Here is a 23671-nt window from a genome sequence, read left to right as displayed (position 1 = left end):
GGTTAATAACCTTACGGCTGAAAGGTTATTAACCTTACGGCCTTAAGGTTATTAACCTTATCGGCAATGATATATATATGCATAGACCACGCAACAATATATTGTCACTCGAGATATAGCATGAACCGCAAATATGAATACGCCACAGACAAGATTTATAACCTTATCGGCAATGAAGGTAACAAATACAGAGCACACTGCTATAAATGGTAATCACTCGAAATGTCGGATGACCCCGTTTTCTTGCGCTCTTTGCGCCTTTGCGAGAGTTCTTTCTCGCAGATGTTTATGGCATGGTATATTTCTCGCCAAGCCGCAAAGGTCGCAAGGCCTATACTCTTTTGCGTGAGTCCTTTCTCGCAGATGTTTATGGCGTGATATATTTCTCGCCAAGCCGCAAAGGGCGCAAGGACTATCTGCAATACCCAATAATTATGGTGTACAGTTTGATGTACCCAAAATGGAACTGTTCCTGATTTACTCTGACTACTTGCTCACCGAACACGCATTGACCAGCACGCACTGTCCCCCCTTTTATCTTATCCAGAATAGGACAGACTTTTCTGTGCCAGTTCAGTCCAACTCTCACGCAAAGCTTTGCAATCGTCCACGCAAAGCTTTGCATCCGCCAACGCAAAGCTTTGCATCCGCCAACGCAAAGCTTTGCATCCGCCAACGCAAAGCATTCCTTCATTTAGGACTGACGCTTTTACCAGTTGGCAAGTCTATTTTTTGAATCCAATCATATTTCTTCACCCATCGCCAGATTGTAACACGCGAGAGATTGGTCATGTTTTGTATTTGAGGTTTTGAAAGCCCAATGCGCATGAGGTAGCAAACCTGCATCTGCTGCTCTGTAAATGTGCCAAGCTCTTTCAATAACAAATCTTTAAATGTGGGATAAAGTTCATCAATAGCATTGTATAGCTGTTTCCAGTCAGCTGAAGTCATGTCCTTTTTTCCCTCCGAGGATTGACGAATGGCATAAATAACGTCTTCTGCCTTTCTTTCTAATTCGGATTGATGCAGAAGATTTATAAATGTTTGGTTTTGAGCCATCCGTTCAGACAACAAACGTTCTTTTTTCTTCAAATCCTCGCTGTATTTTTTGAGTTCCTCGTTTAAGTCGCTTAGCTGTATTCTTACACTCTTCAAATCATTCTCTTTTTTGTCAAGAAGGATTTTGGATTCCGACAACTCCTTTTCCTTCTCATATATTTTTGCCTGCAACTGGTCTTTTGTTGCGGTTTGTTTGCTTAACTCATTAGATATTGACAGCAACTTGTTTAAATATATATTTCGCCTATATAAGACAACTGCTATAGCAGAAAACAAAATTATGATAATGGCAATGATTGCCGAAATAAGCCACGATTGAAATTGCTGCTTTTCGCTAATCAGTCTTTGTTCGTGCTGTTGGTCTCTGTGATATTGGAATTCATTTTTTACTGTGGCAGCCAACTCCTGTCGTTTTCCAAGGTCTATTGAATCGGTTAAAGAAACAAACAATTTGGCTAATTTGTTTGCCTCAACTAAGTCACCTCCGTCATCGTATATCTGCAATAAGGTTTTTGATGCATCATACATTCTCAGCAGGTCGGATTTGTTCTGTAGTATTCTGTTGAACTCGATTATAGCGGAATCCCTTTTCCCAATCATTCTGTAATATTCTCCGAAAGCATAATTCATGGCAGCATTACCTTCATCTATATTCAGTTGTTCAAGGAACGATATGCATCTGGCAGCATGAGCACTATCTTTTAGATATGAGAAATTGAACAAAAGCGAACACAGCACCTCTGTGTCCTCTTTCAATCTTTGATTAGAGGATATTGTGTCAAGTGCAAATGCAAATATATCTTTAGCACGCTCAATGCTATCAAGGGCCATTAGCGACATTCCCAAATGAGTCAAACAGGTAAGTTCCGTTTTTCCTATTTTTCGGGACAGGCTATACTCTTTCATCGCATATTCATAGGCTTTCGGGTAGTCTTGAACGTTATAAAAAAGGTAATGGAGGTTGGAATAGGTGTTCTTCAGCATCAGCGAGTCAAACCGATTGCCGTTCTCTGCGACTTCTGATGCCTTGAAATAGAATTCCAATGATCGCGGTGTATCTTGCAAATCCCTGTATACACTGCCAGCATAGAAATATGCCTCCTGTTTCTCCAAGTTCGAACCATTATTTTCGTAGTACGTGACAAGCTGTTTGGCTACGATGTCTGAAGTTGCTGCAATATACGCCTTGTCTTGTACACGCAAACGAGCCATATCATATTTTTTGATGACATCTTCTGACTGTTTTCGAATATTAGTGTCCAAAGAGTCTAGCATTTTCAAAGCTAAAATAGCATTGGTATCCCCTATGGTTTTAATGTAATCAATTTTTGTTGACATACTCGAATCTCTGTTGTCACAACAAGAAAGTAACAACAGGATTGAGAAAGTTGTAAAAATGTTGCTAAAACGACTATAAATCATAAATTCTACATTAATTAGTTCGCAAAGGTAATGATAATTTTGTGTTTGACAAAATTCAAAGATGAAATCGTTCAAAAATTGTTTCTTAATGTTTCTAATAACTGTTTCTTTTGTTTCTCTAAGTTAGCGATGGATAATTTTGTAAATGACTTATATGCAGTTAGATAAAATCAGTTACTTGGGGAGGGTAATATATTTTAACACTTGATAGAAACACATTGAAACGAGATTGGCAAGATTATACAGTAGAAAAGAACTAATTTTGCAGCGTCTAAACAATAAAAGCAGACGTATATGAAAAGGTTTATTAAAAGTTTTAGTGTTGCATTGGTATGGAGTTTATTCTTTACTAATGCCTATTCAACAGTTATTAATGGTTCTCAGATTAGTTTGAGAAGGTCCTATCCAATTGGAGGAGCTACCCGTCCTTCTCGTTGTCCCGCACAAACAACTTCGCCAGTTGAAGTGTACTTTGATTTCAACAGCGGTATTGTTACATTTATTGGGAATAATGACGGTGAAGTCTCATTTATTATATATAATGCGGAAGGGGATATTGAAACATCTGATTCTTGTAATTTTAATGACAATGGAGAATACTCAATATTATTAAGTCCGCTTTCGGAAGGTACATACACCATTGTAGTGTTTGTCAACGAAGTCGAATATTTCGGTATAATTGAAATTGAGCAATGAAGCAAGTAATGAACACGAAGAAAGCTATTGTTGCAGGTGGAGCAGGTTTTATCGGCTCCCACCTGTGCGATAGACTTATCAAAGAAGGATATAGTGTTCTGTGCATAGACAATCTCTATACTGGGTATATAGGCAACATCCAACATCTTTTGGATAACACAAACTTCTCGTATGTTAGACATGACGTAACAGATCCGATGTCTTATGACAATGTTTCGTTAATTTTCAATCTTGCATGTCCTGCGTCCCCAGTCCATTATCAGAAAGACGCTATTTACACAACAAAGACAGCAGTTTTGGGCACTCTTAACTTATTGGAGTTGGCTAAAGCGAATCATTGTCCAATATTGCAAGCTTCAACGAGTGAGGTTTATGGCGATCCTTTTGTTCATCCACAAACAGAAAACTATTATGGCAATGTGAATCCCATCGGAATTCGTTCATGCTATGATGAGGGGAAACGTTGTGCCGAAAGTCTCTGTATGGATTACCACCGTCAGTACGGTATTCCTGTCAAGATTGTTCGCATATTTAACACCTATGGCCCTAATATGGCAGAGGATGATGGACGTGTGGTTTCAAACTTTATCACACAAGCACTTCAGGGGATTCCCCTTACCGTCTATGGGGATGGAATGCAAACCCGCAGTTTCCAATACATAGATGACTTAATACGCGGTATCTTGCTGATGGCACAGACTCCAGACAAATTTACTGGACCTGTGAACCTTGGCAACCCAGAAGAATATACACTGAAGGAATTGGCAGAGAAGATACTTCGGCTCACAAACTCCCCCTCCACATTAGAGTATCACCCATTTCTCCAAGATGACCCCTGCCAACGCCGTCCCGACATCAGTTTAGCGAAAAAGATGTTGGGTTGGCAACCGAAAATACTAGTTGAGGAAGGATTGCAGAAAACAATTATATACTTTAAAAACAAAATATCTAAGGTGTAGATTATGGTAGAATTTTCAGTAATAATGCCCACATACAATCAAAAGGGGTTTATAAGAAATGCCATTAGGAGTTTGTTCGCCCAGACTTACAAACACTGGGAACTCATAATAGTTGATGATGGATGTACTGATGGCACTAAGGATTTTATATGTGATTATCTTCAAGACAATCGCATTACATACATCAGGAATAAAAAGAACGAAGGTATTGGGTATGCAATAAATCGAGGACTTGACATCGCACGATACAATTATATTACGTATCTGCCATCCGATGATTATTATTACGAAAACCATCTGCAAACATTAAAGGAAAAGTTCGAATTATCCAATGACAATGTGCTTGTCTATACCACAATGAATTCAAAAGTCAAGGACTCTCTTTTACAAAAAGAGAACATAGCAATAAATGGCTTATGTTTTAACCACTCCCTACAAATGGTTCAGACTGCTCATAAAAGAACTACAGACAGATGGATTGAACGTTCAGAATGGGTATCAGAAGATTTGTATAAGACATTCTGGCATAAATTGATAAACAAAGGTAACTTCGTGTATTCATCTGAAATAACATGCCAATGGACTATACACCCTAATCAGAGACATCGTATAATTTGTGAAAATTTCGGAGGACACGTGAACAAATATAGATGTTTTTACAACGTGAAAACGCCGATTAAAATAAAAATTTCTGATTCAAAATTCTATGACGAAGAAAAGATATTTGAAAATTTCAGAAGAAAATGTACACCACAAAAAAAGGGGTTGAAGATTCTGTTGGTCGGCGAACTCTCTTATAACCCTGAAAGAATTTACGCCTTTGAAGAGGCCGGAAATGTCTTATATGGATTATGGGTGAAAAAACCATTATTTGCATTCTCCAACATAGGACCATTGCCATTTGGACATATCCAAGACTTGGATAAGGATAATTGGAAAAAGCAGATTCGGGAAATCAAGCCCGACATTATATATGCATTGACAAACTTCTGCGCTGTTAAACTGGCACATGAAGTATTAATGGAATGCAAAGACATTCCATTTGTATGGCATTTCAAAGAGGGTCCTTTTTTGTGTATAGAACATGGAATATTTGAGAAATTGATTGATTTATATACGAAGTCAGACGGTCAAATATACTTGAATAAAGAGGCACAAAAATGGTATGAACAATTTATTCCGAAATCAAAGTTTCCATTTATATTGGATGGAGATTTGCCTAAAGATGATTATTTTACTAACGACTTTTCAAAAAAACTTTCCGATGAGGACGGTGAAATACACACTGTTGTTGCAGGTAGATTAATTGGCATCACCATTGAAGAGATTGGATGTCTTGCAAAAAATGGTATTCATATACATTTGTATAATGAGAGCTATGAGGGTGCCAAAAGTGAGTTTTTCAGACAAGCCATGATAGTTGCGCCGAACCATTTTCATATTCATAAACATTGTTCTCCTAACAATTGGACAGAAGAACTGTCAAAATACGACATTGGCTGGTTACATTGTTTTGACAGTGAAAATCAAGGCTATTACGATAAGGTTAGATGGAACGATATAAACATACCTGCTAGATTGTCTACAATGATGGCGGCAGGTATTCCAACAATTCAAAAGGATAATTCCAAACATATTGTTGCAATGTTTTCATATGTCAAAGAACGTAGATGTGGTATTTTTTATACTGATATAGAAGATTTGATTTGTAAATTGAAAGATACAGAAAACATAAGAAGATTACAGGAAAATGTCCTTAAACACAGAATGGAGTCTTCGTTTGATTATCATATGCAAGACTTGATTGACTATTTTAGAAAAATCATAAAAATAAAAAATGATGGAGAATATAATACTTAAGAGAATTGCAAATTGTCTTGTTTTGAACGTGCAACAAGCATCAATAACAGGTTTGTTGGAAGGGAATATTGGCATGGCTCTATATATTTATCACTATGCAAAAACAAATAATTTGCAAAGTTATTTTGATATAGCGGATTCTATTGTCGACTATACGATAGAGCATTATCTGAAGAATGTTAATAGAGTGTTTTCTTCTGGTTTATATGGTATTGGATGGGCTATTTGGTATATGAAACAAAAGGGATTCGTTGAAATTTCAGATGATGCTTTTGATGATTTTGAAACAATTGTAAAACAGTCATATTCGTCTATAGAGATTGAGCAAGACTTAAAAACTGCATTTCCTGTTTTTTCAAAAGGTTTATACTGTGTCCAATCAGGGAAGCCCGAAAATCTTGAATACGCTTTGAATGCTATAGATGAAATTATGGAGTATGGTGACAAGATGTCATTGACATCATGTTATCTTAATTCGATATTGTATGTGCTGAGGAGAATCGAAGAAGCCGATTGCGAGAATGAACATTTGCAATCTAATAAAGCCTTTTGGTATTCATTTATAAAGGAAAACCCCTCGATCTATGCCAATGAAGATTGTAATTTTTATATTGCGCAACAGATGGCTCCAAGTTTATTTCCTCAAACAGGCTTGTCTGACTGGTTCAATGTATTGGAATGCGGATATATGAATTGGCAATCTGTTTTATATAGGGAGTATATTAATCTGCCAGACTTGGATTTAAGTGGACAAGAAATTATGTCTATAGATGAAGTAATAAATAATGCATCTATTAACCGATTGTCTTTGAATGGAATAACTTCACTTGGTCTTAATCTAATAAATAGAGAATAAGTGAAGCAGCAATTAAAGTGTCAATAAAAAAGGGAAATCTAATGCATATGCATCAGATATAACTAATTAAAATTTATCTGTTATGAAAAAAATCAGAAAACTAGCATTGTCATCAGAACAATGCATGTCCCCAGAAGAACAGGTAACGGTTCTTGGTGGAGGACACGTATGCACTGGCTATTCTTGGAATTGCCAATGTACAACAGTTGGGAACACCTGCGAGCAGGTGTGGACATATGATTGGTCATTTGATGGAGAAAGAGCTGCGTCCGGAGGATTGACCGCATATTCTGCGGCTGAATCGGGAAACATTTATGTTGCAGTCGGAGGGGTAATCTTTGGAGCCTATCAACTAGCAACATCATATGAACCTGGCTATGAACTTTATCAAATTCAGAAATGCAGTAGCATCTCAAATGGTTCAAAAAGTCACACACCTGTAGGAAGTATAAGGAGGAGATAATTATGAAAAGAATTAAGAAATTAACCCTTCACCCAGAACAGGTGTTGGATTTTTCCGAAGCTGGTAGAATTTGCGGCGGAAAACATTTGGTCAACCACACTTGGAATTGTAACTGTACCAAAAAAGGCGATAGTTGTATTGAAACTTGGACTTACCTATTAAGCCCCAATTCCGAAATGTATAAGCAAACAGGGCTTCCAGAACCTGTAACAACAGGAGCCGTGATTTATGACCCCAACACAGCTTGCTGGGAAAGAAGTTTTCAGCAATGGATAGCAGATGACAGCAACAAGCACCATCATGCAGGCTATTCTTGGACTTATTAAACTCCTATTTGCTTCCACAATGATTATTGAGTCACAAGGATTTTAGTATATAATCTTGTTCAAGCAAGTGTTAGAAATTATATTTCTCACACTTGCTAGGACATAAAATAGGTTAAAGCAGAAATGAGAACATATATATTACTTATCGTTGCGATATTTTTCACAAACTATATTCATGCTAATAATGACGATGAGAAATTGATTTGTGGAAAGATAATGGATTACATCACAAACGATTTCATTGAAGATACACTATCTGTTCATTTGCTTTCACAGGACAGTACAATTGTGAGTACTGGATTTGTTTATAATACTCCGGCACATCAACACGGGCATAAGAGAGAATCATTTTTTGAAATTCCCGTGAACAATCCAGGGAAGTATATTATCTATATAAAATCTTCAAAGAACTATTATGCTTTATACAAAACAATCAACATAAAATTCCACCGACGAGAGAGAACTATACGGACAGAACCCTTATTGCTTAAGCACAAACCATATGTTGATTACACTATCGATCTTAAGGAGGTCGTAGTAAAAGCGACTAAAGTAAAATTCTACTTCAACAACGACACCTTAATATACAATGCGGACGCCTTCGCTACAATACCAGGATTTGTGTTGAATGACATACTAAAGAAAATGCCGGGTCTGGAAATGCATCCAAATGGTGAAATTAAAGTGCATGGCAGAAAAATAGACGAACTGCTGCTCAATGGAAAGGATTTTTTCAACAGTGATAGGAAAACCTTATTGGAGAACATGCCAGCATACATGGTGAAAAACGTAAAGATTTACACAAAAGAAAAGGACAGTTTGTCACTTATAAAGAGAGAGAGGGAATTTAGTGGCTATGTTATGGATGTCAAGCTGAAAAGAGAATACAATTCCGCTCTTGTCGCTAATGCTGACGTCGGCTATGGTACGGACAACAGATATTTTTTGAAGGCTTTTGGGATGCGTCTAAATCCCGTTAGCCGTTTTTCCACATCCATAAATTTGAATAATATTAATAAAGAAGAGTATTCTGATGGAAATGGAGGCTACAGGAGTGTTGATGCGAGTGATGGCAAGATTAAAAACAGCAAATGGGTGATGGCGTATAATTTCGATCAAATCAGGGGGGTGTATTCCTTGAATGGCAATGCGTTAATCAGTTACCAGGACTCATATATTGAAAATAAAACCTTCAGACGGATGTTCTACCAGACGGGCGATATATTTGGCCGCGACGATAACAACAATCATACTTATTATTTCAAAACGAGTTCGGATAACGATTGGAACTTGTTTGGTAATTCTGCATTCGACTTCACAATTCAACCTCACATCATTTATGAAAGAAGAAAGATGAATATTTTTGAGCAAAGCAGTAGTTTTAGAGAAAATTTGAGCAATGTTCTTGGCGAGGATTGGTTGGATAGTTTGCAAACAGACGAAAATAGAAACTTATTGAATTTGTATGGATTAAACAGTAACTGGAAGGAAACGACCAATGAAGCGACATCCATAAAGACGTGGGTTGACTTACAGAAGGATATCAACATCGCTCATACAGAGGATGTTATTCATTTAAACGCAGGATACAGCTTTCATACGTTATCAACAAACAACAATAGCAGTAATTTCATTAAATACTATCAAACTAGCACTAGCGAAACATTGAACCAGTTTGAGAAGAATAATATAAAAACAATTGAAGGAAAAATCCATGCTGATTATACATATGTGTTAAACAATCATTCTTTACAATTTGGATATAACTTCAATAGGGCTACAATAAATAATGAAAATCCCATTTACGCATTTCATAAGATAGATTATGAAGCCAATCTAAACGGCAATGTATTGCCTTCGCACGAAAAGGCTTTGATGGAATTAGACAAAAACAACAGTCATTCATATAATCAGGCAGAAAACAACCAAACTGCCAATCTAAAATATACTTATTCTTTGGAAAAGGGGAGCAAGTACACAATGTTCTCTGTAAACATCCCTTTCGCCTACAACAGGAAACGCTTGACGTTTTATAGGGACTATGAGAGAAACCAAATAGAAAGGAACGGGGTTCTTCCCAATTTAATTTTAAATTTTCAAAAGAGATATTCAGAGTTTGGGAAAGGAGCACGTCTCTGTACATTTGATTACGAGTACAAAGTGGATTTTCCCCCACTGTATAATATGATTGATTTTAGAAACACTTCAAATCCGCTTTTAGTTGTAAAAGGCAATGCCAATTTGAAAAATATCAGAACACATAATTTTTTCGGTCAATTTTTCTGGCAGAATTCATACGGGAATATACATAGAATGAATTTTACTTTTGTTATTATTGACAATCAAGTGGCAAATATCAGATATTTTGACAAAAGCACTGGTGTCACTGAAATTTCTCCCATGAACATAGACGGTAACAGCACATTTAATATTAATTTTGTCAACAATGTGTTCTTCAAAAAAGGGCGTGCGTCACAATTTATTCACGACATTCGTTTCATGATGAACAAATGTTCTGATTATGAATCCACGGAATCGTTGGAAAATACTAACATAAGCTCCGTGTCCAATTATTTTATATCAGAAAACATTGGAGCTGATCTTCATTCCAATAACCACAAATTTATATGTAAAGGTACCTTATATGCAATCTATCAATACACCAAAAGCAAGAGAAATGATTTCGATGATTTCCACGCTATCAATTTTGGATTAAGATGTAATCTGAGTTATGAGTTACCTCGGAACTATTTCTTTGAGACCAAATTTCTATCTGTCAGCCGCAGAGGATACAATTATAGTAGTATGAATGATAATGAATTTTTGTGGTCTGTCAGCTTGAAAAAGTCATTTAATAATTCGTGGTCTGTGAAATGCGATGCATTCGATATTCTAAATCAACGAAAGAATGTTTATAATTATGTTAACGCACAAGGGAGTACTGAATACATAACAAACAATATGCGCCGTTATTTTATGTTACATGTACTTTGGAACATATCTGGTACTGGAAGGAAATGAAACTAAAGACAATTCATCAGCTTGATTCTATGGATTGCGGGCCTGCCTGTCTGCAAGCTATATCAATGTTCTATGGCAAAAACATATCACTGCGTCATGTTCGCTCAATGAGTGGCATGACTCGTGAAGGAGTATCAATGCTCGGTCTGTGTGAAGCAGCTCGAGAAATTGGACTAAAGGCAATAGGAGTTAAAATAACTATTGACCAATTAGCTAATGATATGCCATTGCCATGCATCCTGTTTTGGAATCAAAATCATTTCGTCGTGTGTTTTGATGTGACTGGCAAGGGAGACAAACGAACATTTCATATAATGGATCCTGCAATTGGAAAGATGAAGTGTGGAATGAAAGATATGCGACAACATTGGGTCTCAGGCTCCATAAAAGGAGATGATATCGGACTTGCTATGCAAGTGGAAAAAACAGAGACTTTCAATATGAAAGACAAAAAGAATGCAGATGATGAAATGAAAGGATTGAAATATTTTTTACAACATATAATTCCATTCAAATTCCGTTATTTGCACCTACTCGTTGGCACTTTGGTCGTTATGATGCTTGGCTACTGTACACCGTTTCTTTCCCAAGCCATGGTAGACGTTGGTATCAAGAATCGAGACATAAATTATATCATGATTATCGTATTGATACAAATAGTAATTGCTCTGTCTCAAATGTCAATTCAGTTTGTACAAAGTTGGCTATCCCTTCATATGCATACGCTGATTGACATTAATCTTATAGAAGATTATCTAACAAAGTTGACAAGGATGCCACTACTTTTTTTTGAGATTAAAACATTGGGCGACTTACTACAGCGTGTGGGTGATCATGAAAGAATTAAAGCATTTTTAATGAATAATGTAATTGGAATTGTCTTTTCCATAAGCACATTTTTAATCTTTGGCACCATTCTTGCAATATATAACAGGCAAATTTTTTCCGTTTTTATGGCTGGGAACATCGTATATATCTTATGGATATGGCTATTTATGAAGTATCGAAGGGTAATAGATAATAAAATTTTTGCACTTTCATCTCACCTACAGAACAATATGGTTCAGTTTATTGAAGGTATGCAAGAGATTAAACTGAACAATTTGGAGCGAATGAAGCTTTGGGAATGGAAATCAATCCAAGCTGGTATGTATAGGGTAAGCCTACAAGCGATGAAAATAGGACAGATTCAGCAATCAGGAACAGTGTTTTTTTTAACGACAACTAACATCATTCTATCATACATGGCTGCCCGTTTAGTCGTTCAAGGAGAGATGACATTAGGTATGATGATGTCTCTTTCCTTTATAATGGGCCAAGTGTCTGGCCCTATAGGTTCTTTCATAGGTTTTGCCCATAGTTGGCAAGATGCAAAAATCAGTATGGAACGTCTGAATGACATTAATGGTCAAGACGACGAATTAAAGGACGAAGAAAGTAAATTATCGGAATTACCTCCCATTGGAGATATTGCCTTCAATGATGTGTCATTCAGTTATTCTGGAATGAACCGAAATTTTGCGCTTCAACATATAACACTGAATATACCTCATGGAAAAGTCACTGCCATTGTAGGAGCAAGTGGAAGTGGCAAGACGACTTTGTTGAAAATGATATTGGGATTCTACACTCCGCATAGAGGAACTGTCTTGTATGATAAAATTCCTTTGCAATCGCTGAAACCTATGGTTTGGCGTAGTAATGTTGGTTCTGTTATGCAGGATGGATATGTATTTTCTGATACTATTGCTAATAACATTGCTCTTTCCTATATGGGCAATGTTGACAGGGAACGACTATATGAGGCCGCAGAAAAAACTAATCTACTTGACTACATCTATTCGCAACCTTTGAATTTCTCAACCAAAATTGGTGTCGATGGTGTCGGTTTAAGTCAAGGTCAAAAACAACGGATTTTGCTCGCAAGGGTTATATACAAAAATCCCAAAATCATTGTTTTAGACGAAGCAACAAACTCGCTTGATTCAGACAATGAAAGACAAATTGTACGAAATCTGCATGATTTCTATGAAGGAAAAACTGTCATAGTTGCAGCTCACAGATTAAGTACGATTCGCGAAGCAGATAATATTGTTGTATTGGACAATGGATTGATTGTAGAGCAAGGAACTCACGAAGAATTACTGAAGGAAAAGAAATGGTACTATAATCTTGTAAAAAATCAACTGAATTTCAACGAATAAAAAATGAGAATAAAGAACATTAGCGAAATGAACCTGAAGTCTGGAGATGTTTCAGACTTAATTGGAAAGCCATCCAAAAAACTTATTGTATTTTCAATAGTTTTGGTTCCGCTTGTATTTATTGGCGCCATTGTGGGGGCCCTGCACATCAAATGTCCACAGACAATAGCTGCTAATATAGAAATAACAAATTCCGTATCTGCAATTCCTATTATTTCTGAAACCTCAGGATGGTTGGAATATGTCTGCGCAGACGATGGGGACAATATAATCTCTGGGGCAGACCTAGCAGTTGTCAGAACCAATGACACCAAGTATCACATAAAAAGTCCCATTAATGGAACTGTTAATTATTCGTATCCTCTTTTCGAGAATCAATATATAAAACATGGAAGCTTGATTTGTTACATTATGCCAGATAAATCGGGGGAAGTAGCAGGGTGGGCAGAAGTTTCTGAGAATGATATAAGCAAGCTGTGTATTGGAAACAAATGTATTGTGGAAACATACAAGTATCCAAGTGAGGAATATGGTAATTTGATAGGATATGTAGAGCGTATTAGTGCCTTCCCTATAGAAGACGATAGATACATCATAAAAGTTAGGTTTCCGAAAGGAATAGTCACAACTTCTGATAAAGTGCTCAACTATAAGCATAAGTTGAGAGGAACTGTATCTGTGATAGTACAAGATTATACAATCTTTGATTTGTTACTTCAGCCAATCAATACATTCTTTAATAACAAGGGGGATAAGTACTAAGTAATATACTGTAATATAAACTTTAATATATAATAGGGCAATCATGATGAAATACGATTATCTGATAGTTGGCTCTGGCTTATTTGGTGCCACATTTGCACGCCTTGCTACTGATAGTGGGAAACGATGCTTGGTGATAGATAAGCGTCCTCATTTAGGCGGCAATGTGTACTGCGAGAGCGTGGAGGGTATTAATGTGCATAAGTATGGACCGCATGTTTTTCATACCTCTGATAAAAAGGTGTGGGAGTTCGTGAACCGTTTCGTAGAGTTCAACCGCTTCACGCTGATGACAGTGGCAAACTACAAGGGGCGGCTCTATAACTTGCCTTTCAACATGAACACGTTCCACCAGATGTGGGGTGTTAGGACTCCCGATGAGGCGATGTGTAAGATTGAAGAAGAACGGAAAGAGATTGGACGGATAACGAATTTAGAAGAACAGGCTATAAGCTTGGTTGGACGTGGCATCTATGAGGTGCTGATTAAAGGATATACGGAGAAACAGTGGGGTAGGGCGTGTACGGAGTTGCCATCGTTCATCATACGGAGGTTGCCTGTGCGGTACACTTTCGACAATAACTACTTCAACGACACCTACCAAGGTGTGCCCATTGGCGGCTACAACATACTAATAGACGGACTTCTTAAGGGTGTGGACACTCAGACAGGGGTGGATTTCTTTGACGGAATGGACAAGACGTGGCGTAACGTGGCAAACAAACTTGTCTTTACTGGCAAGATTGACGACTTCTACCATCAAAAGTTAGGATCTCTCCAATATCGCTCTCTCAGGTTTGAAACAGAGACACTCGATATAGCGAACTATCAAGGGGGAGCACTCATGAACTATACAGACAAGGAAACGCCCTACACGCGCATCATTGAGCATAAGCACTTTGAGACTTTCGGGGCTGCGGTGGAACGGAATCCGAAAACGTTGATTACCCGTGAGTACCCTGCGGAGTACAAGCTGGGAATGGAAGCCTACTATCCCATCAATGACGAAGATAACAACAATTTATATCAAAGGTACAAAGCATTGGCAGATGCGGAGACTGATGTCATCTTTGGTGGGCGACTGGCTGAATATAGGTATTATGACATGGCATCTGTAATAAAGAGTGCCATGAACAGATGGGATACAATCACCTCCATGAGTTAATCCCTTTTGCTTACAATGGCATACAATAATGGCTATTCTGTAAGGCAGTTTGAAAATCTCGGTTACCATTTCCAACTGTCGTGGGGGCCAGCAGAGATTTATGAGTATAAGTATCAAAACGAGCGGATGCACAACACGTTCTATCATCCCATCAAGAATCTAAGCATCATAAAAATTGAGTAACGAACTTTATAAAATGGTAATTTCAAATACGAGATTATCTCAAATTAGTTTTTCTACGAGTGAACTTTTGACGGTATTCTAAAGATTACGAACAAGAGCGGTGAAGATCCATTATCTTCAATCTGTCATTTCTGCCAAGATTTCTTTGTATGTACTAATCACTTAACAAATCACAATACATTAAGCGTGTTGTCAATGTACGAGGATGCTGAACACGTTCTTTCCGTTCTTCTTCATTTTTAGGAGGCTTGATATACAAATCCTCGTCTATATCTCTGTTGAAAAGATAGCGAAATCCGTTCTTCTCGTAGAACTTTAGTACCTTCCACATCGCATTCTTTTTTGAACTACCGAGATCCCAGATGCGAATGCTATTGCTATCATTAGACAGCGTGAAGCAAGCAACAATCTGCTTCTCGTCCTCCTCTAAACGAAAACAATATGATTTGCCGATTCTCCGTCGAGCATAGGTCAATGCATCCTTGCTGAAGAACTCGTCCATATCATCATCTTCTCTACATGTGAAGGGTTAGCATTCTGAAAGGACATCCTCAGAAAGAACGTCAAACGTACATTTTTGATCAATAAAACTCATCCTCTTCTTATATCCTTGCTTTACGAAGTATGTTCTTCATCATGATATATCGTGCATCTTTGGTGATGTCACGACGAGGACGAGCATCAAACTCACGGTCAGTCTGCTCTATTGCTTCACGAAATCGAACGGCATCCTCATCGTAAAGTGTTGGTATTGCTTTTATTGCTATTGCCATATCTTCAATATTAAATATTCTTATTGGACATTGTTACACAATTTTTGCCTTGTAAAAATAATATTTTTTCTTCATTCCCACAAGCTATGGCCGTGATTTAACACAATATTTCAATATAAATTGTCCATTTTGGACAGGTTTTGATTCGAAAAAAGGGCAAATTGATGAATTATAATTTAGATCAGAAATTCTCTACACCATTCCAAATGTTATATCTCAGCGTCAATACCAAGTATTGACACATAATAAATAACGTGAGTTCGATGATTTCAAAACAATGAAAGCTGTGTATCAACTGTACGTTGTACATTGATACACGGCTTCTTAGGAAACATACAATAAGCAGCGATAGCTCCAAGCAGGTTCACGATGAAATTGTCAAAGCACCTGTGTCTTGAATGTTCCACTTGTGCAATATTCTTCAACTCGTCATTTACCGTTTCTATTATTTCTCGTTTCCTAAGCAGCAGCTTGTCAGACACGCTCATCAATGCACCTTTCATGTTGTTTTTAAGTTTGGTGATAAGCTGTATGCCATCCACGAACAGGCGTTGGAAAAGGTTCTTGCTGATATACCCTTTATCTCCGACCAGCTTGCCATATATGAATTCTACGAAGGCTTTGTATTCCAATGGTTTCCTGTCATCCACATCTCCCGGGGTTATCATAAAGTTCAGCAACTCACCCCTCTCGTTACATATCAGATGCAGCTTAAAGCCAAAGAACCATCCCATGGAGCACTTGCCTCTTTGCGCAATGCCCTTGAATACCTTGTGGATATGTATCCTCTGGTTCCTGCATACTCTAAGGGGAGTGCTGTCCACGAAACTTATGCCAGTACATTTTCCGAGCAGTACCTTCTTGATGAATAAAGCCAAAGGGATGGCTACTTCCTTTTCAAGTTCCACGAATCGGTTGACTATCGTCTTCCTCTGTCGCGATTAACTTCGTTGAATATCGGCTGCACTCGGCATAGCCAAGCAAGCTTGACTCTGCTCTCGTTTGCACGATATTTCGGCATAATCCAAACAAGTTTGGCTTCTGCTCTCGCTGCTCCATCGGTTGTAAGAGACAACTTTCGGGAAGAGGTGACGCATATGTCTGCATACTTTTTCTATATAGAAATGTTTCAGGCAACGGTAGCCTGAATCATGAAACAGTATCATGATTACCATAATTTCTGCCTTTGACATGGTTGACTTGCGGTGATATTGCCGTTTCTTATCTGCTTTCAGTGTATATTTTTCCATCATGGCATCAAAAAAATTGCAAAAATCATCTGCAATACAAAATAATTCTGTAACTTTGTCCTCGGTGATCATAGCGATTATTGTTTGTAATTCTTTGTATTTCAACACTATAAAGTTATAACGATTTTCGCTAATCACCAAATTTTCAAGCACTTATATTTCGTCGAACTCACGTTAATTAAAGTAATTGTAATGAAATTATTAATACTAAATATCTTACTCTTATTTTGTGGTAATCATCAGTTGATGGCGAAGGGGCTGATGCTGAGTCTTCAGTACTATCAGAATGAGAAGCCCATTGATTTGGAGAAGTTGGCTAAGGGACTTTCCGATATGGAAATTGATATTAAGACATTCGTTATTGACGATAGCAAGTCTATAGAAGAGTACGCCAACAGACTCAAGGAGACCGTCAGACAGTATCATGAACAAAATGACACGATTCAGTTTTTTGTTCTTACCGACAGGGAGTCTTCTTTCGTAGGGTTGGAATTAGCATCTGTTGAAGCCAGCGTAAAGGCTCTGCTGACCATATGTGGCGCGTTTAATGATGGTGACCGCTTTCTGTATGGTGAAATGTCTTTCAAGAAGAATATGGAAATGCTTGACTCCATATCGTTTGATGGCAGCAAAGAACGGTATCTGGAAAAGGTATTCAAGATGATTGCCGATAAGAAAACAGGTAAGAGGATTCGTCTGCCAAAGAATGCTGACAACGATATGGCGGCGTTATATGCCTTGCTGGAAAGCAACTACGGCAGTTCAATAATGAGATTTTCATTGGATAGCTGTCTCAGTAAGATTAGTGCGGCTGTTTTCCCTATTTATGATAGTGACAATCAACAGTTGTTAGATGTGGACTATCTGAACCTTTGTCTTTGCGGCAACAAATATCAGGTCAGATACTCATACCCAATCTGTTATTATAGCGGAGAGACATTAGTGAAAGAAATTACTAAAAGCATTTCGGAATTACTAACTAAATAAGGGATGAAAAACTATATTATTACCATACTTCTGTTATTTGTTGCGACCGAAGGCTTTTGCGACTCTATTCCCTGTGATTTCAGAATGAGTGACGGAATCACGCTGCATGGCACAGTGATAACTCCTCAGGAGAAGAACCTGAAAAAGATGGTCATTATTGTGAACCATCGTCATAGGACTCCAGAAGGAAGTGGCCCATTATATACTTATATGATAAAAAGACTGTCCGCCCAGGGGGTGTCTGTTTGCTACTTCGAAAACAGGCCTGCCATGAAAAGAGACTCCTCGTTTATCACGTTGTTTGACATGGCAGATGATGCGGTGGCTGTATATAAAACGCTGAAAGCCATCAAAATGTTCCGGAAATATAAGATGGGGTTTGTCGGGGCAAGTGAAGAAGCCGCATCAGCACTGATTGCAGCCTCAAAAGTACCAGACCCGGCCTTTCTCATTCAAATGGTGAGCATTATCATTCCACAGCATGAGAAAGATATGCAAACATTTACAATTTATGCCCCGCAATTATCGTTAGGGATGGCTGCTTTTGCTGGTATTTCTTACCATGTCTATTCTGAAATAGTTCAGGATATCTTTAATTATTGCATGACTCACCAGAAAGTGGATAAAAGTGCCTTAGAACAACAATTGGTTAAACAATATGGTGGTGAAGCGACGAAGAAGAAAAAAGAATTTCCTATTGCTATGCAGGTCCTCATTACCAAGGTGACAGACCCACAAGAAGGAGTAGTTCCTCGACTCCATTGGGATTCAAAGCCATATTATGAAAATGTCAAGTGTCCGATTTTACTTTTGCAGGCAACAGACGACAGAAATGCGCTTTGCTATCCTAATATCTTCGAGTTTGAGAAAATCATGAACGAGAATCATCACAATGATTACAACACGCTATTAGTGGATGCAACTCACTACCTGATATCGGTCTCGGAGTCTCGAAAACTGGAACATGGGCGAAGTAGTGACGTCGATTACTCTAGACGAGAACAAATCCTTGATTTAGTTTGTAAGTGGATTTTAATGAAGTAACATAAAAGATGTAATCTAACGTGAGTTCGATGAATTCAAAACAATGAAAGCTGTGTATCAACTGTACGTTGTACATTGATACACGGCTTCTTAGGAAACATACAATAAGCAGCGATAGCTCCATAGATATACAAAAACACAAGAAGAATGGTTACAAGAGCATGGTTATTAATATTGATAGTAATGGTTATGAGTAAAATTAAGTATGTTGCAATGTTATTTACATTGCTGTTCACTTCAACGACAGGAGTATTTGCCCAGTTTTCCATCCAAAAAGCTCTTAGGTATGATTACTTAAGTGAGAGATGGTCGGATTATCAACAAGAAACAAAGTATGGCCTGTTGGATTTTAGTCGTCGTTATTTTAAGGATACGATTAGTGTTGCAGAGATGAAGGAGGCGTTCTTTAAGTATAAGGATGTCAAATTCATGGCTTCACCTTATGAGGGATTTGATTCCATCATGCGACTTGGCTCAATCGGAGAAGGTGTGATGCTGCTGTCTCCGCTAAGAAATCATGCCAGGAAAGAGATTAGAGAAAGTCGTGGTGTGTGGCGTTGGTTTGGAAGTCCTAGACTCGTAAACCTTTTAGATAAGAATGGGACTCCACAAGAGGCATTATTAAAGAAAATAAAAGATGACGAACTGAAGAAAATGATGAATGGCGAGATTATCTCATTAAAGTCTCCTCGCAGGTATATGGGCTATGTTATTTCACCAGCGGCTAGTATGGAAGTATACATGGATGGTAAGTTAATAGGAAGATCTCCAAGTGTAAATTACTCAGACTTTTTTGCGTATGCAAATCATTATTCTAACGTACTGGATGGGGAATGGTATCATGATGTAAGTGGAGGTGCTCGGTTGCTGGGGGTACTACAAGGCATGAATACAATGATACATGCGAAGACTTCAGAAAAAACATTCTCTGTTTTGTTATATGCCAAGACCTATCCAAGAAGTAAAAGAGTTACTTACACGATAGATCTTTTGCTGCCAAATAATCCTGACAAGGAAACAGAGAACTTATTCATGAGTTTGAAAGACTTTGTTGAGAGTTTACCATCCAAATCGTTTGCGCCTTATTATACTACAGATTTGCGTCTCATGACAGGTCGTTATTATAAGGTGACGGTGAACAAATGCGGATGGCTAATTCAAGACTATTTGGATTTATGAGGAATTGTTGAATGATACAGATTATTTGCAGGAATGAAATTATTCCTGTGGATAATCTGTATCATATAAGAATTTATTTTCGGTAACCTTGTGTGAATCTCATTATATGAAAGAAACTATTTATAATAAAGAGACTAGCAATTGTCTTGTCCTAATTTCTCATAAAATGCACCTGCATAGCATCACGCAAGCGTTGGCCTGGAGGACATCACAACCTCGACATAATCGCCGCCAGATGCGGTTATGACTTAAAGAACCACCATCATGCCTTGGCAGATGCAGAGGCGTGTGCTGCTATCGCGTTGGAAATATTATGACATCAGGATTCCTCTCAACAGATAGGTGGCATTTTGATTGCGAGCCACTCCAGAGGTTATCTTGTAACTATACGTCACATTATCCGTCAACTTTATCTCAAAGCAGTAGTTATGGAAACGGGATGGACGCTCATCGGACATCTTCGAGAGTTCAAGGTCGTGGGTGGCAATGATGCCAGTGACCGGCAGCTGGGATATGTATTCAAGGAACATCCTCGAACCACTTAACTTGTCGGCAGAGTTTGTTCCCTTCAGTATCTCGTCGAGTATTATCAGCGTGTGGCTGTTCTCACGACAAGCAGTAATAAGATGTTTCAGGCGCAACAGTTCGGCATTGAAATAGCTGATGCCGTGGGCAAGGTCGTCGGAAGTACGCATACTGCTGAACAAGGAAAAGGTACTGACCCTCAATCGCTTGGCAAAAACCGGCATGCCACACATTGCAAGGATATAGTTAACTCCTATGGAACGAAGGAATGTACTCTTGCCTGCCATGTTGGCGCCAGTCACAATATAATAATGTGAGTCGGTGATAGTGAAATCATTGGGCACGGCCTTACTTCCCAAGAACGGATGGCATATCCCTTCCGCACAATAAACCACCTCGTCTGCATCGACAATTTCCGCCTCCTTTGCGCATGGCTCATTATATCGGAATGTTGCCATCGACACGAGTGCGTCAAAACGGCTTACGGCATCTATCCACTCTGTCATCCTCGGCATATAGCACGATTTCCATTTTGCAAACCGTCTGACGAGGAAGAGGTCGTTGAGAAAGAATGCATCGCACAGCATACGATAAAGAGGATTGCCATTGCGGTCAAGGCTGTCCATCAGCCTCTTTAGTTGCTTGAAAGAGCGGAGCGCATTTCCGTCGGCACTTGACAGGCGCGAGAGTATGTCGGCATTGTCCTTGGCAGAGAAATGACACCCGGAGATAATCTCCATCAGAGAGACATACATGCTCATCTGTTTGCTTACCGCCCCTACAGTCTTGTTGATATTATGCAATGGCCGTGAACACAAGACAATCATCAAGAGCAGTTGCAGTAATCCCCACTGAAACGGCACACTCGACGGAACGACATCCAGCAAAGCGGCAATGAAGGAAAAAAGGAACCCGGCAATAGAGACCACGGCAACCGCCATCGACACGGAAGAAGATGCAAACGAGGGCAACGGCAGTGATTTTGCCTTTTCCACAACTGCCACGACCTCGTCTGTATCTATTAAGTCTCCTCTCAACTGCCCCACAGCCATGAATGAGGTTCGCAAACTCTCGTCTATGGCAAGTTCGTTGACAGCATCCCTTTGGTTTTCTATTTCCAGCTTTGTTTTTGTTCCAGTCATACAAAGCTGCCCGGCAAGGAGGTCGCTACCACCCGATGTGACAGTACGGTTGATGCGCTGGAAGAGCGACTGCTCACCAAAAACATCCATATCGAAAGAGAACTCATGATGTGGATTGACATATTTCTTTCCATTGCGAAATGCCGTGAGATTACCATTGAGATAAGCCGTCTCATTCATATACACAGCACGCACAGCCCTCAACCTCTCCAATTTCTCACTATTGGCGTCGTCCAGCCTTCGTGCTGCGATATAAGCCAAGACAAAGAATATGCCCGACGCAACAATAATCATTTCGGCATAATACGTGGCATATATGGCGATAGAAACCACAGCTAAAAGGAATGTCGACAACTGGGCTGCAACAAACCATCTGCCCTTCTTCTTGCAGTGGCGTATCTCCCCAGTCACTTCCTCCGCTTTCTCTTCGTATTGGCAATAAATAGCGCTCTTCTGTTCCCCAAGCTGTTTCAGTATTCCAACTCTGTCCATTGTGACCAAATAAAGTATAAAGTTATTTAAACTTCGCAAGTAGCAAAAAGGAGAAAAATGAAGATAAGAGGAGATAAATGACATGAGCCAGAGTTATTCCTCTCATAGCCGTTCTCTAATCTGCTTCAGTTGGTTGACCATTATTTCCGCGGCATTATCCGGTGCGACGGTATTGCCAAGCTTGTCTGCCACATCACCATAGCCTGAGAGCATTTCTTCTCGGGCACTGCCACCGGGCAGGATGTCACGGAGGTGCGAGGAAATGACTTCCAGGGTGAACCTGTCGGCAAAAAGCTCCGGCACGACCTCCCGGTCGGCAATAAGGTTGACGAGGCTGATGTAGCGGCATTTAATAATATGGTTGAACGCCCATCGCATGAGCCTTGGCAATGGTGTGCGGTAGCATACGGCCTGAGGCACGCCGAAGAGGGCAGTCTCGAGTGTGGCCGTACCGCTGGTTACGAGGGCTGCCGTGGCATGTGACAGCAGGGCATAGGTGTCGTTGTAGACAACGCGCACGTTGGTTCCGCTAATGAAGGGGGCATAATATTCAGGGTCTATAGATGGTGCTCCGGCCAGTACCATCTGATAATCCGTGAACTGCGACGCCGCCCTTATCATCATGGGCAGGTTGTCCTTAATCTCCTGCTTCCTGCTTCCGGCAAGCAGAGCAATGACGGGCTTGTCCTGCTGAAGCCCGTTGCGCTGGCAGAATTCACCGAAAGTCTCATTGTATGACTCTTTGAAGCTGCGTACCTCGTCGGCAGTCGGGTTGCCGACGTAGTTTATTGGATAGCCATGCTTCTGCTCGAAGAACGGAACCTCGAAGGGCAGGATGGAGAACAGGGAGTCCACATCCCTCTTGATGGCTTTTATGCGCCACTCCTTCCATGCCCAAATCTTTGGTGAGATATAATAGTAGACCGGTATGGATGTCCTTGCGTGCAGGAATTTGGCTATGTCGAGGTTGAATCCGGGATAGTCGACGAGTATGACGACATCGGGCTTCCAGCAGACTATGTCTTCCTTGCACAGGGCCATGTTGCGGAAGATGGTCCTCAGATGGAGCAGCACGGGCACGAAGCCCATATATGCCAGCTCACGGTAATGCCTGAGCATGGTTCCTCCTACGGCCCTCATCATGTCGCCCCCGATGAAGCGGAACTGCGCCCCGGCATCAGCCTTGGCGAGCGATGACATGAGGTGCGAGGCATGCAGGTCGCCACTGGCCTCGCCTACTATAAGATAATATTTCATGCGGGTTGGATTGGCCGGTTACAAATTCCAGTTACTGATGGTCTCC

19 protein-coding genes and 4 pseudogenes are annotated in these 23671 nt (G+C 39.4%); 15 read left to right on the top strand and 8 right to left on the bottom strand.

Going from position 1 to position 23671, the window contains the following annotated elements; all coding sequences use genetic code 11:
• Nucleotides 1-690: 690 nt before the first annotated feature.
• Nucleotides 691-2397: a hypothetical protein gene (locus tag CIL02_RS09465; protein ID WP_094401165.1), complete on the bottom strand. Its 1707-nt coding sequence runs from the start codon at nucleotides 2395-2397 to the stop codon at nucleotides 691-693.
• Between the two features lie 378 nt (nucleotides 2398-2775).
• On the opposite strand from CIL02_RS09465, the gene CIL02_RS09460 reads away from it, so the two are divergent.
• The 11 genes from CIL02_RS09460 (at nucleotide 2776) to CIL02_RS16350 (ending at nucleotide 14976) form a co-directional block, all read left to right on the top strand.
• Nucleotides 2776-3177 carry a hypothetical protein gene (locus CIL02_RS09460; RefSeq protein WP_094401163.1) on the top strand — a complete coding sequence of 134 codons (402 nt, stop codon included), beginning with the start codon at nucleotides 2776-2778 and terminating at the stop codon, nucleotides 3175-3177.
• Between the two features lie 8 nt (nucleotides 3178-3185).
• The gene (locus CIL02_RS09455; protein WP_094401173.1) at nucleotides 3186-4136 is read left to right on the top strand and encodes a UDP-glucuronic acid decarboxylase family protein; all 951 of its coding nucleotides are present in this window, start codon (nucleotides 3186-3188) and stop codon (nucleotides 4134-4136) included.
• A 3-nt stretch (nucleotides 4137-4139) separates the two neighbouring features.
• The gene (locus CIL02_RS09450; protein WP_240513625.1) at nucleotides 4140-5996 is read left to right on the top strand and encodes a glycosyltransferase family A protein; all 1857 of its coding nucleotides are present in this window, start codon (nucleotides 4140-4142) and stop codon (nucleotides 5994-5996) included.
• Complete coding sequence (locus CIL02_RS09445) at nucleotides 5974-6852, top strand: hypothetical protein (protein ID WP_094401159.1); 879 nt, start codon at nucleotides 5974-5976, stop codon at nucleotides 6850-6852. The genes CIL02_RS09450 and CIL02_RS09445 overlap by 23 nt, the downstream gene beginning before the upstream one ends.
• An 82-nt stretch (nucleotides 6853-6934) precedes the next feature.
• Nucleotides 6935-7315: a hypothetical protein gene (locus CIL02_RS16085; RefSeq protein ID WP_141210193.1), complete on the top strand. Its 381-nt coding sequence runs from the start codon at nucleotides 6935-6937 to the stop codon at nucleotides 7313-7315.
• Between the two features lie 2 nt (nucleotides 7316-7317).
• Nucleotides 7318-7641: a hypothetical protein gene (locus tag CIL02_RS16080; RefSeq protein WP_141210192.1), complete on the top strand. Its 324-nt coding sequence runs from the start codon at nucleotides 7318-7320 to the stop codon at nucleotides 7639-7641.
• Nucleotides 7642-7764: 123 nt separating this feature from the next.
• Complete coding sequence (locus tag CIL02_RS09440; RefSeq protein WP_094401157.1) at nucleotides 7765-10662, top strand: hypothetical protein; 2898 nt, start codon at nucleotides 7765-7767, stop codon at nucleotides 10660-10662.
• On the top strand, nucleotides 10659-12866 hold the full coding sequence (locus tag CIL02_RS09435; protein ID WP_094401155.1) for a peptidase domain-containing ABC transporter: 2208 nt from the start codon (nucleotides 10659-10661) through the stop codon (nucleotides 12864-12866). Before CIL02_RS09440 ends, CIL02_RS09435 begins: the two co-directional genes overlap by 4 nt.
• Nucleotides 12867-12869: 3 nt before the next feature.
• Entirely contained in the window at nucleotides 12870-13628 is a 759-nt protein-coding gene (locus CIL02_RS09430) for an HlyD family efflux transporter periplasmic adaptor subunit (protein ID WP_094401153.1), read from the top strand.
• Between the two features lie 43 nt (nucleotides 13629-13671).
• Nucleotides 13672-14793, top strand: coding sequence for a UDP-galactopyranose mutase (gene glf, locus CIL02_RS09425; RefSeq protein WP_240513623.1), 1122 nt, complete (start codon nucleotides 13672-13674; stop codon nucleotides 14791-14793).
• A 15-nt stretch (nucleotides 14794-14808) separates the two neighbouring features.
• Nucleotides 14809-14976 carry a hypothetical protein gene (locus CIL02_RS16350; protein ID WP_170935059.1) on the top strand — a complete coding sequence of 56 codons (168 nt, stop codon included), beginning with the start codon at nucleotides 14809-14811 and terminating at the stop codon, nucleotides 14974-14976.
• A gap of 154 nt (nucleotides 14977-15130) precedes the next feature.
• On the opposite strand, the gene CIL02_RS09420 is transcribed toward CIL02_RS16350, so the two are convergent.
• The 4 genes and pseudogenes from CIL02_RS09420 to CIL02_RS09410 form a co-directional block, all read right to left on the bottom strand.
• Nucleotides 15131-15478 carry a hypothetical protein gene (locus CIL02_RS09420; RefSeq protein ID WP_094401151.1) on the bottom strand — a complete coding sequence of 116 codons (348 nt, stop codon included), beginning with the start codon at nucleotides 15476-15478 and terminating at the stop codon, nucleotides 15131-15133.
• A gap of 100 nt (nucleotides 15479-15578) precedes the next feature.
• Nucleotides 15579-15749, bottom strand: a complete 171-nt coding sequence (locus CIL02_RS16345; protein WP_170935058.1) for a hypothetical protein — start codon at nucleotides 15747-15749, stop codon at nucleotides 15579-15581.
• 269 nt (nucleotides 15750-16018) lie between these two features.
• A pseudogene (locus CIL02_RS09415) lies at nucleotides 16019-16666 on the bottom strand (IS982 family transposase); the annotation flags it as partial.
• Nucleotides 16667-16813: 147 nt separating this feature from the next.
• A pseudogene (locus tag CIL02_RS09410) lies at nucleotides 16814-17071 on the bottom strand (IS982 family transposase); the annotation flags it as partial.
• 174 nt (nucleotides 17072-17245) lie between these two features.
• Between CIL02_RS09410 and CIL02_RS09405 the strand changes: the two are divergent.
• Together CIL02_RS09405 and CIL02_RS09400 are read left to right on the top strand one after the other, a co-directional pair.
• Complete coding sequence (locus tag CIL02_RS09405) at nucleotides 17246-17986, top strand: hypothetical protein (RefSeq protein WP_141210185.1); 741 nt, start codon at nucleotides 17246-17248, stop codon at nucleotides 17984-17986.
• A gap of 3 nt (nucleotides 17987-17989) precedes the next feature.
• Complete coding sequence (locus tag CIL02_RS09400) at nucleotides 17990-19030, top strand: S9 family peptidase (protein WP_094401027.1); 1041 nt, start codon at nucleotides 17990-17992, stop codon at nucleotides 19028-19030.
• A 35-nt stretch (nucleotides 19031-19065) separates the two neighbouring features.
• Here CIL02_RS09400 and CIL02_RS16970 read toward each other — a convergent pair.
• Nucleotides 19066-19158: pseudogene (locus CIL02_RS16970) on the bottom strand (IS982 family transposase); the annotation flags it as partial.
• 19 nt (nucleotides 19159-19177) lie between these two features.
• Between CIL02_RS16970 and CIL02_RS09390 the strand changes: the two are divergent.
• Together CIL02_RS09390 and CIL02_RS16720 are read left to right on the top strand one after the other, a co-directional pair.
• A complete protein-coding gene (locus tag CIL02_RS09390) occupies nucleotides 19178-20209 on the top strand; it encodes a DUF5030 domain-containing protein (protein ID WP_141210186.1) in 1032 nt (343 codons plus the stop codon).
• A 167-nt stretch (nucleotides 20210-20376) separates the two neighbouring features.
• Nucleotides 20377-20526: pseudogene (locus CIL02_RS16720) on the top strand (DNA polymerase III subunit epsilon); the annotation flags it as partial.
• On the opposite strand, the gene CIL02_RS09380 reads toward CIL02_RS16720, so the two are convergent.
• Both CIL02_RS09380 and lpxB read right to left on the bottom strand, forming a co-directional pair.
• On the bottom strand, nucleotides 20521-22368 hold the full coding sequence (locus CIL02_RS09380) for a hypothetical protein (protein ID WP_094401033.1): 1848 nt from the start codon (nucleotides 22366-22368) through the stop codon (nucleotides 20521-20523). The pseudogene CIL02_RS16720 and the gene CIL02_RS09380 overlap by 6 nt on opposite strands.
• 102 nt (nucleotides 22369-22470) lie before the next feature.
• Complete coding sequence (lpxB, locus tag CIL02_RS09375) at nucleotides 22471-23625, bottom strand: lipid-A-disaccharide synthase (protein WP_094401035.1); 1155 nt, start codon at nucleotides 23623-23625, stop codon at nucleotides 22471-22473.
• Nucleotides 23626-23671: the final 46 nt, after the last annotated feature.

It is taken from the genome of Prevotella sp. P3-122, from assembly GCF_002251365.1.
In the GTDB taxonomy this organism is placed as follows: Bacteria; Bacteroidota; Bacteroidia; order Bacteroidales; family Bacteroidaceae; genus Prevotella.
The sequence above is the reverse complement of the archived record's forward strand: the minus strand, read 5'-3'. Positions and strand labels throughout refer to the sequence as shown.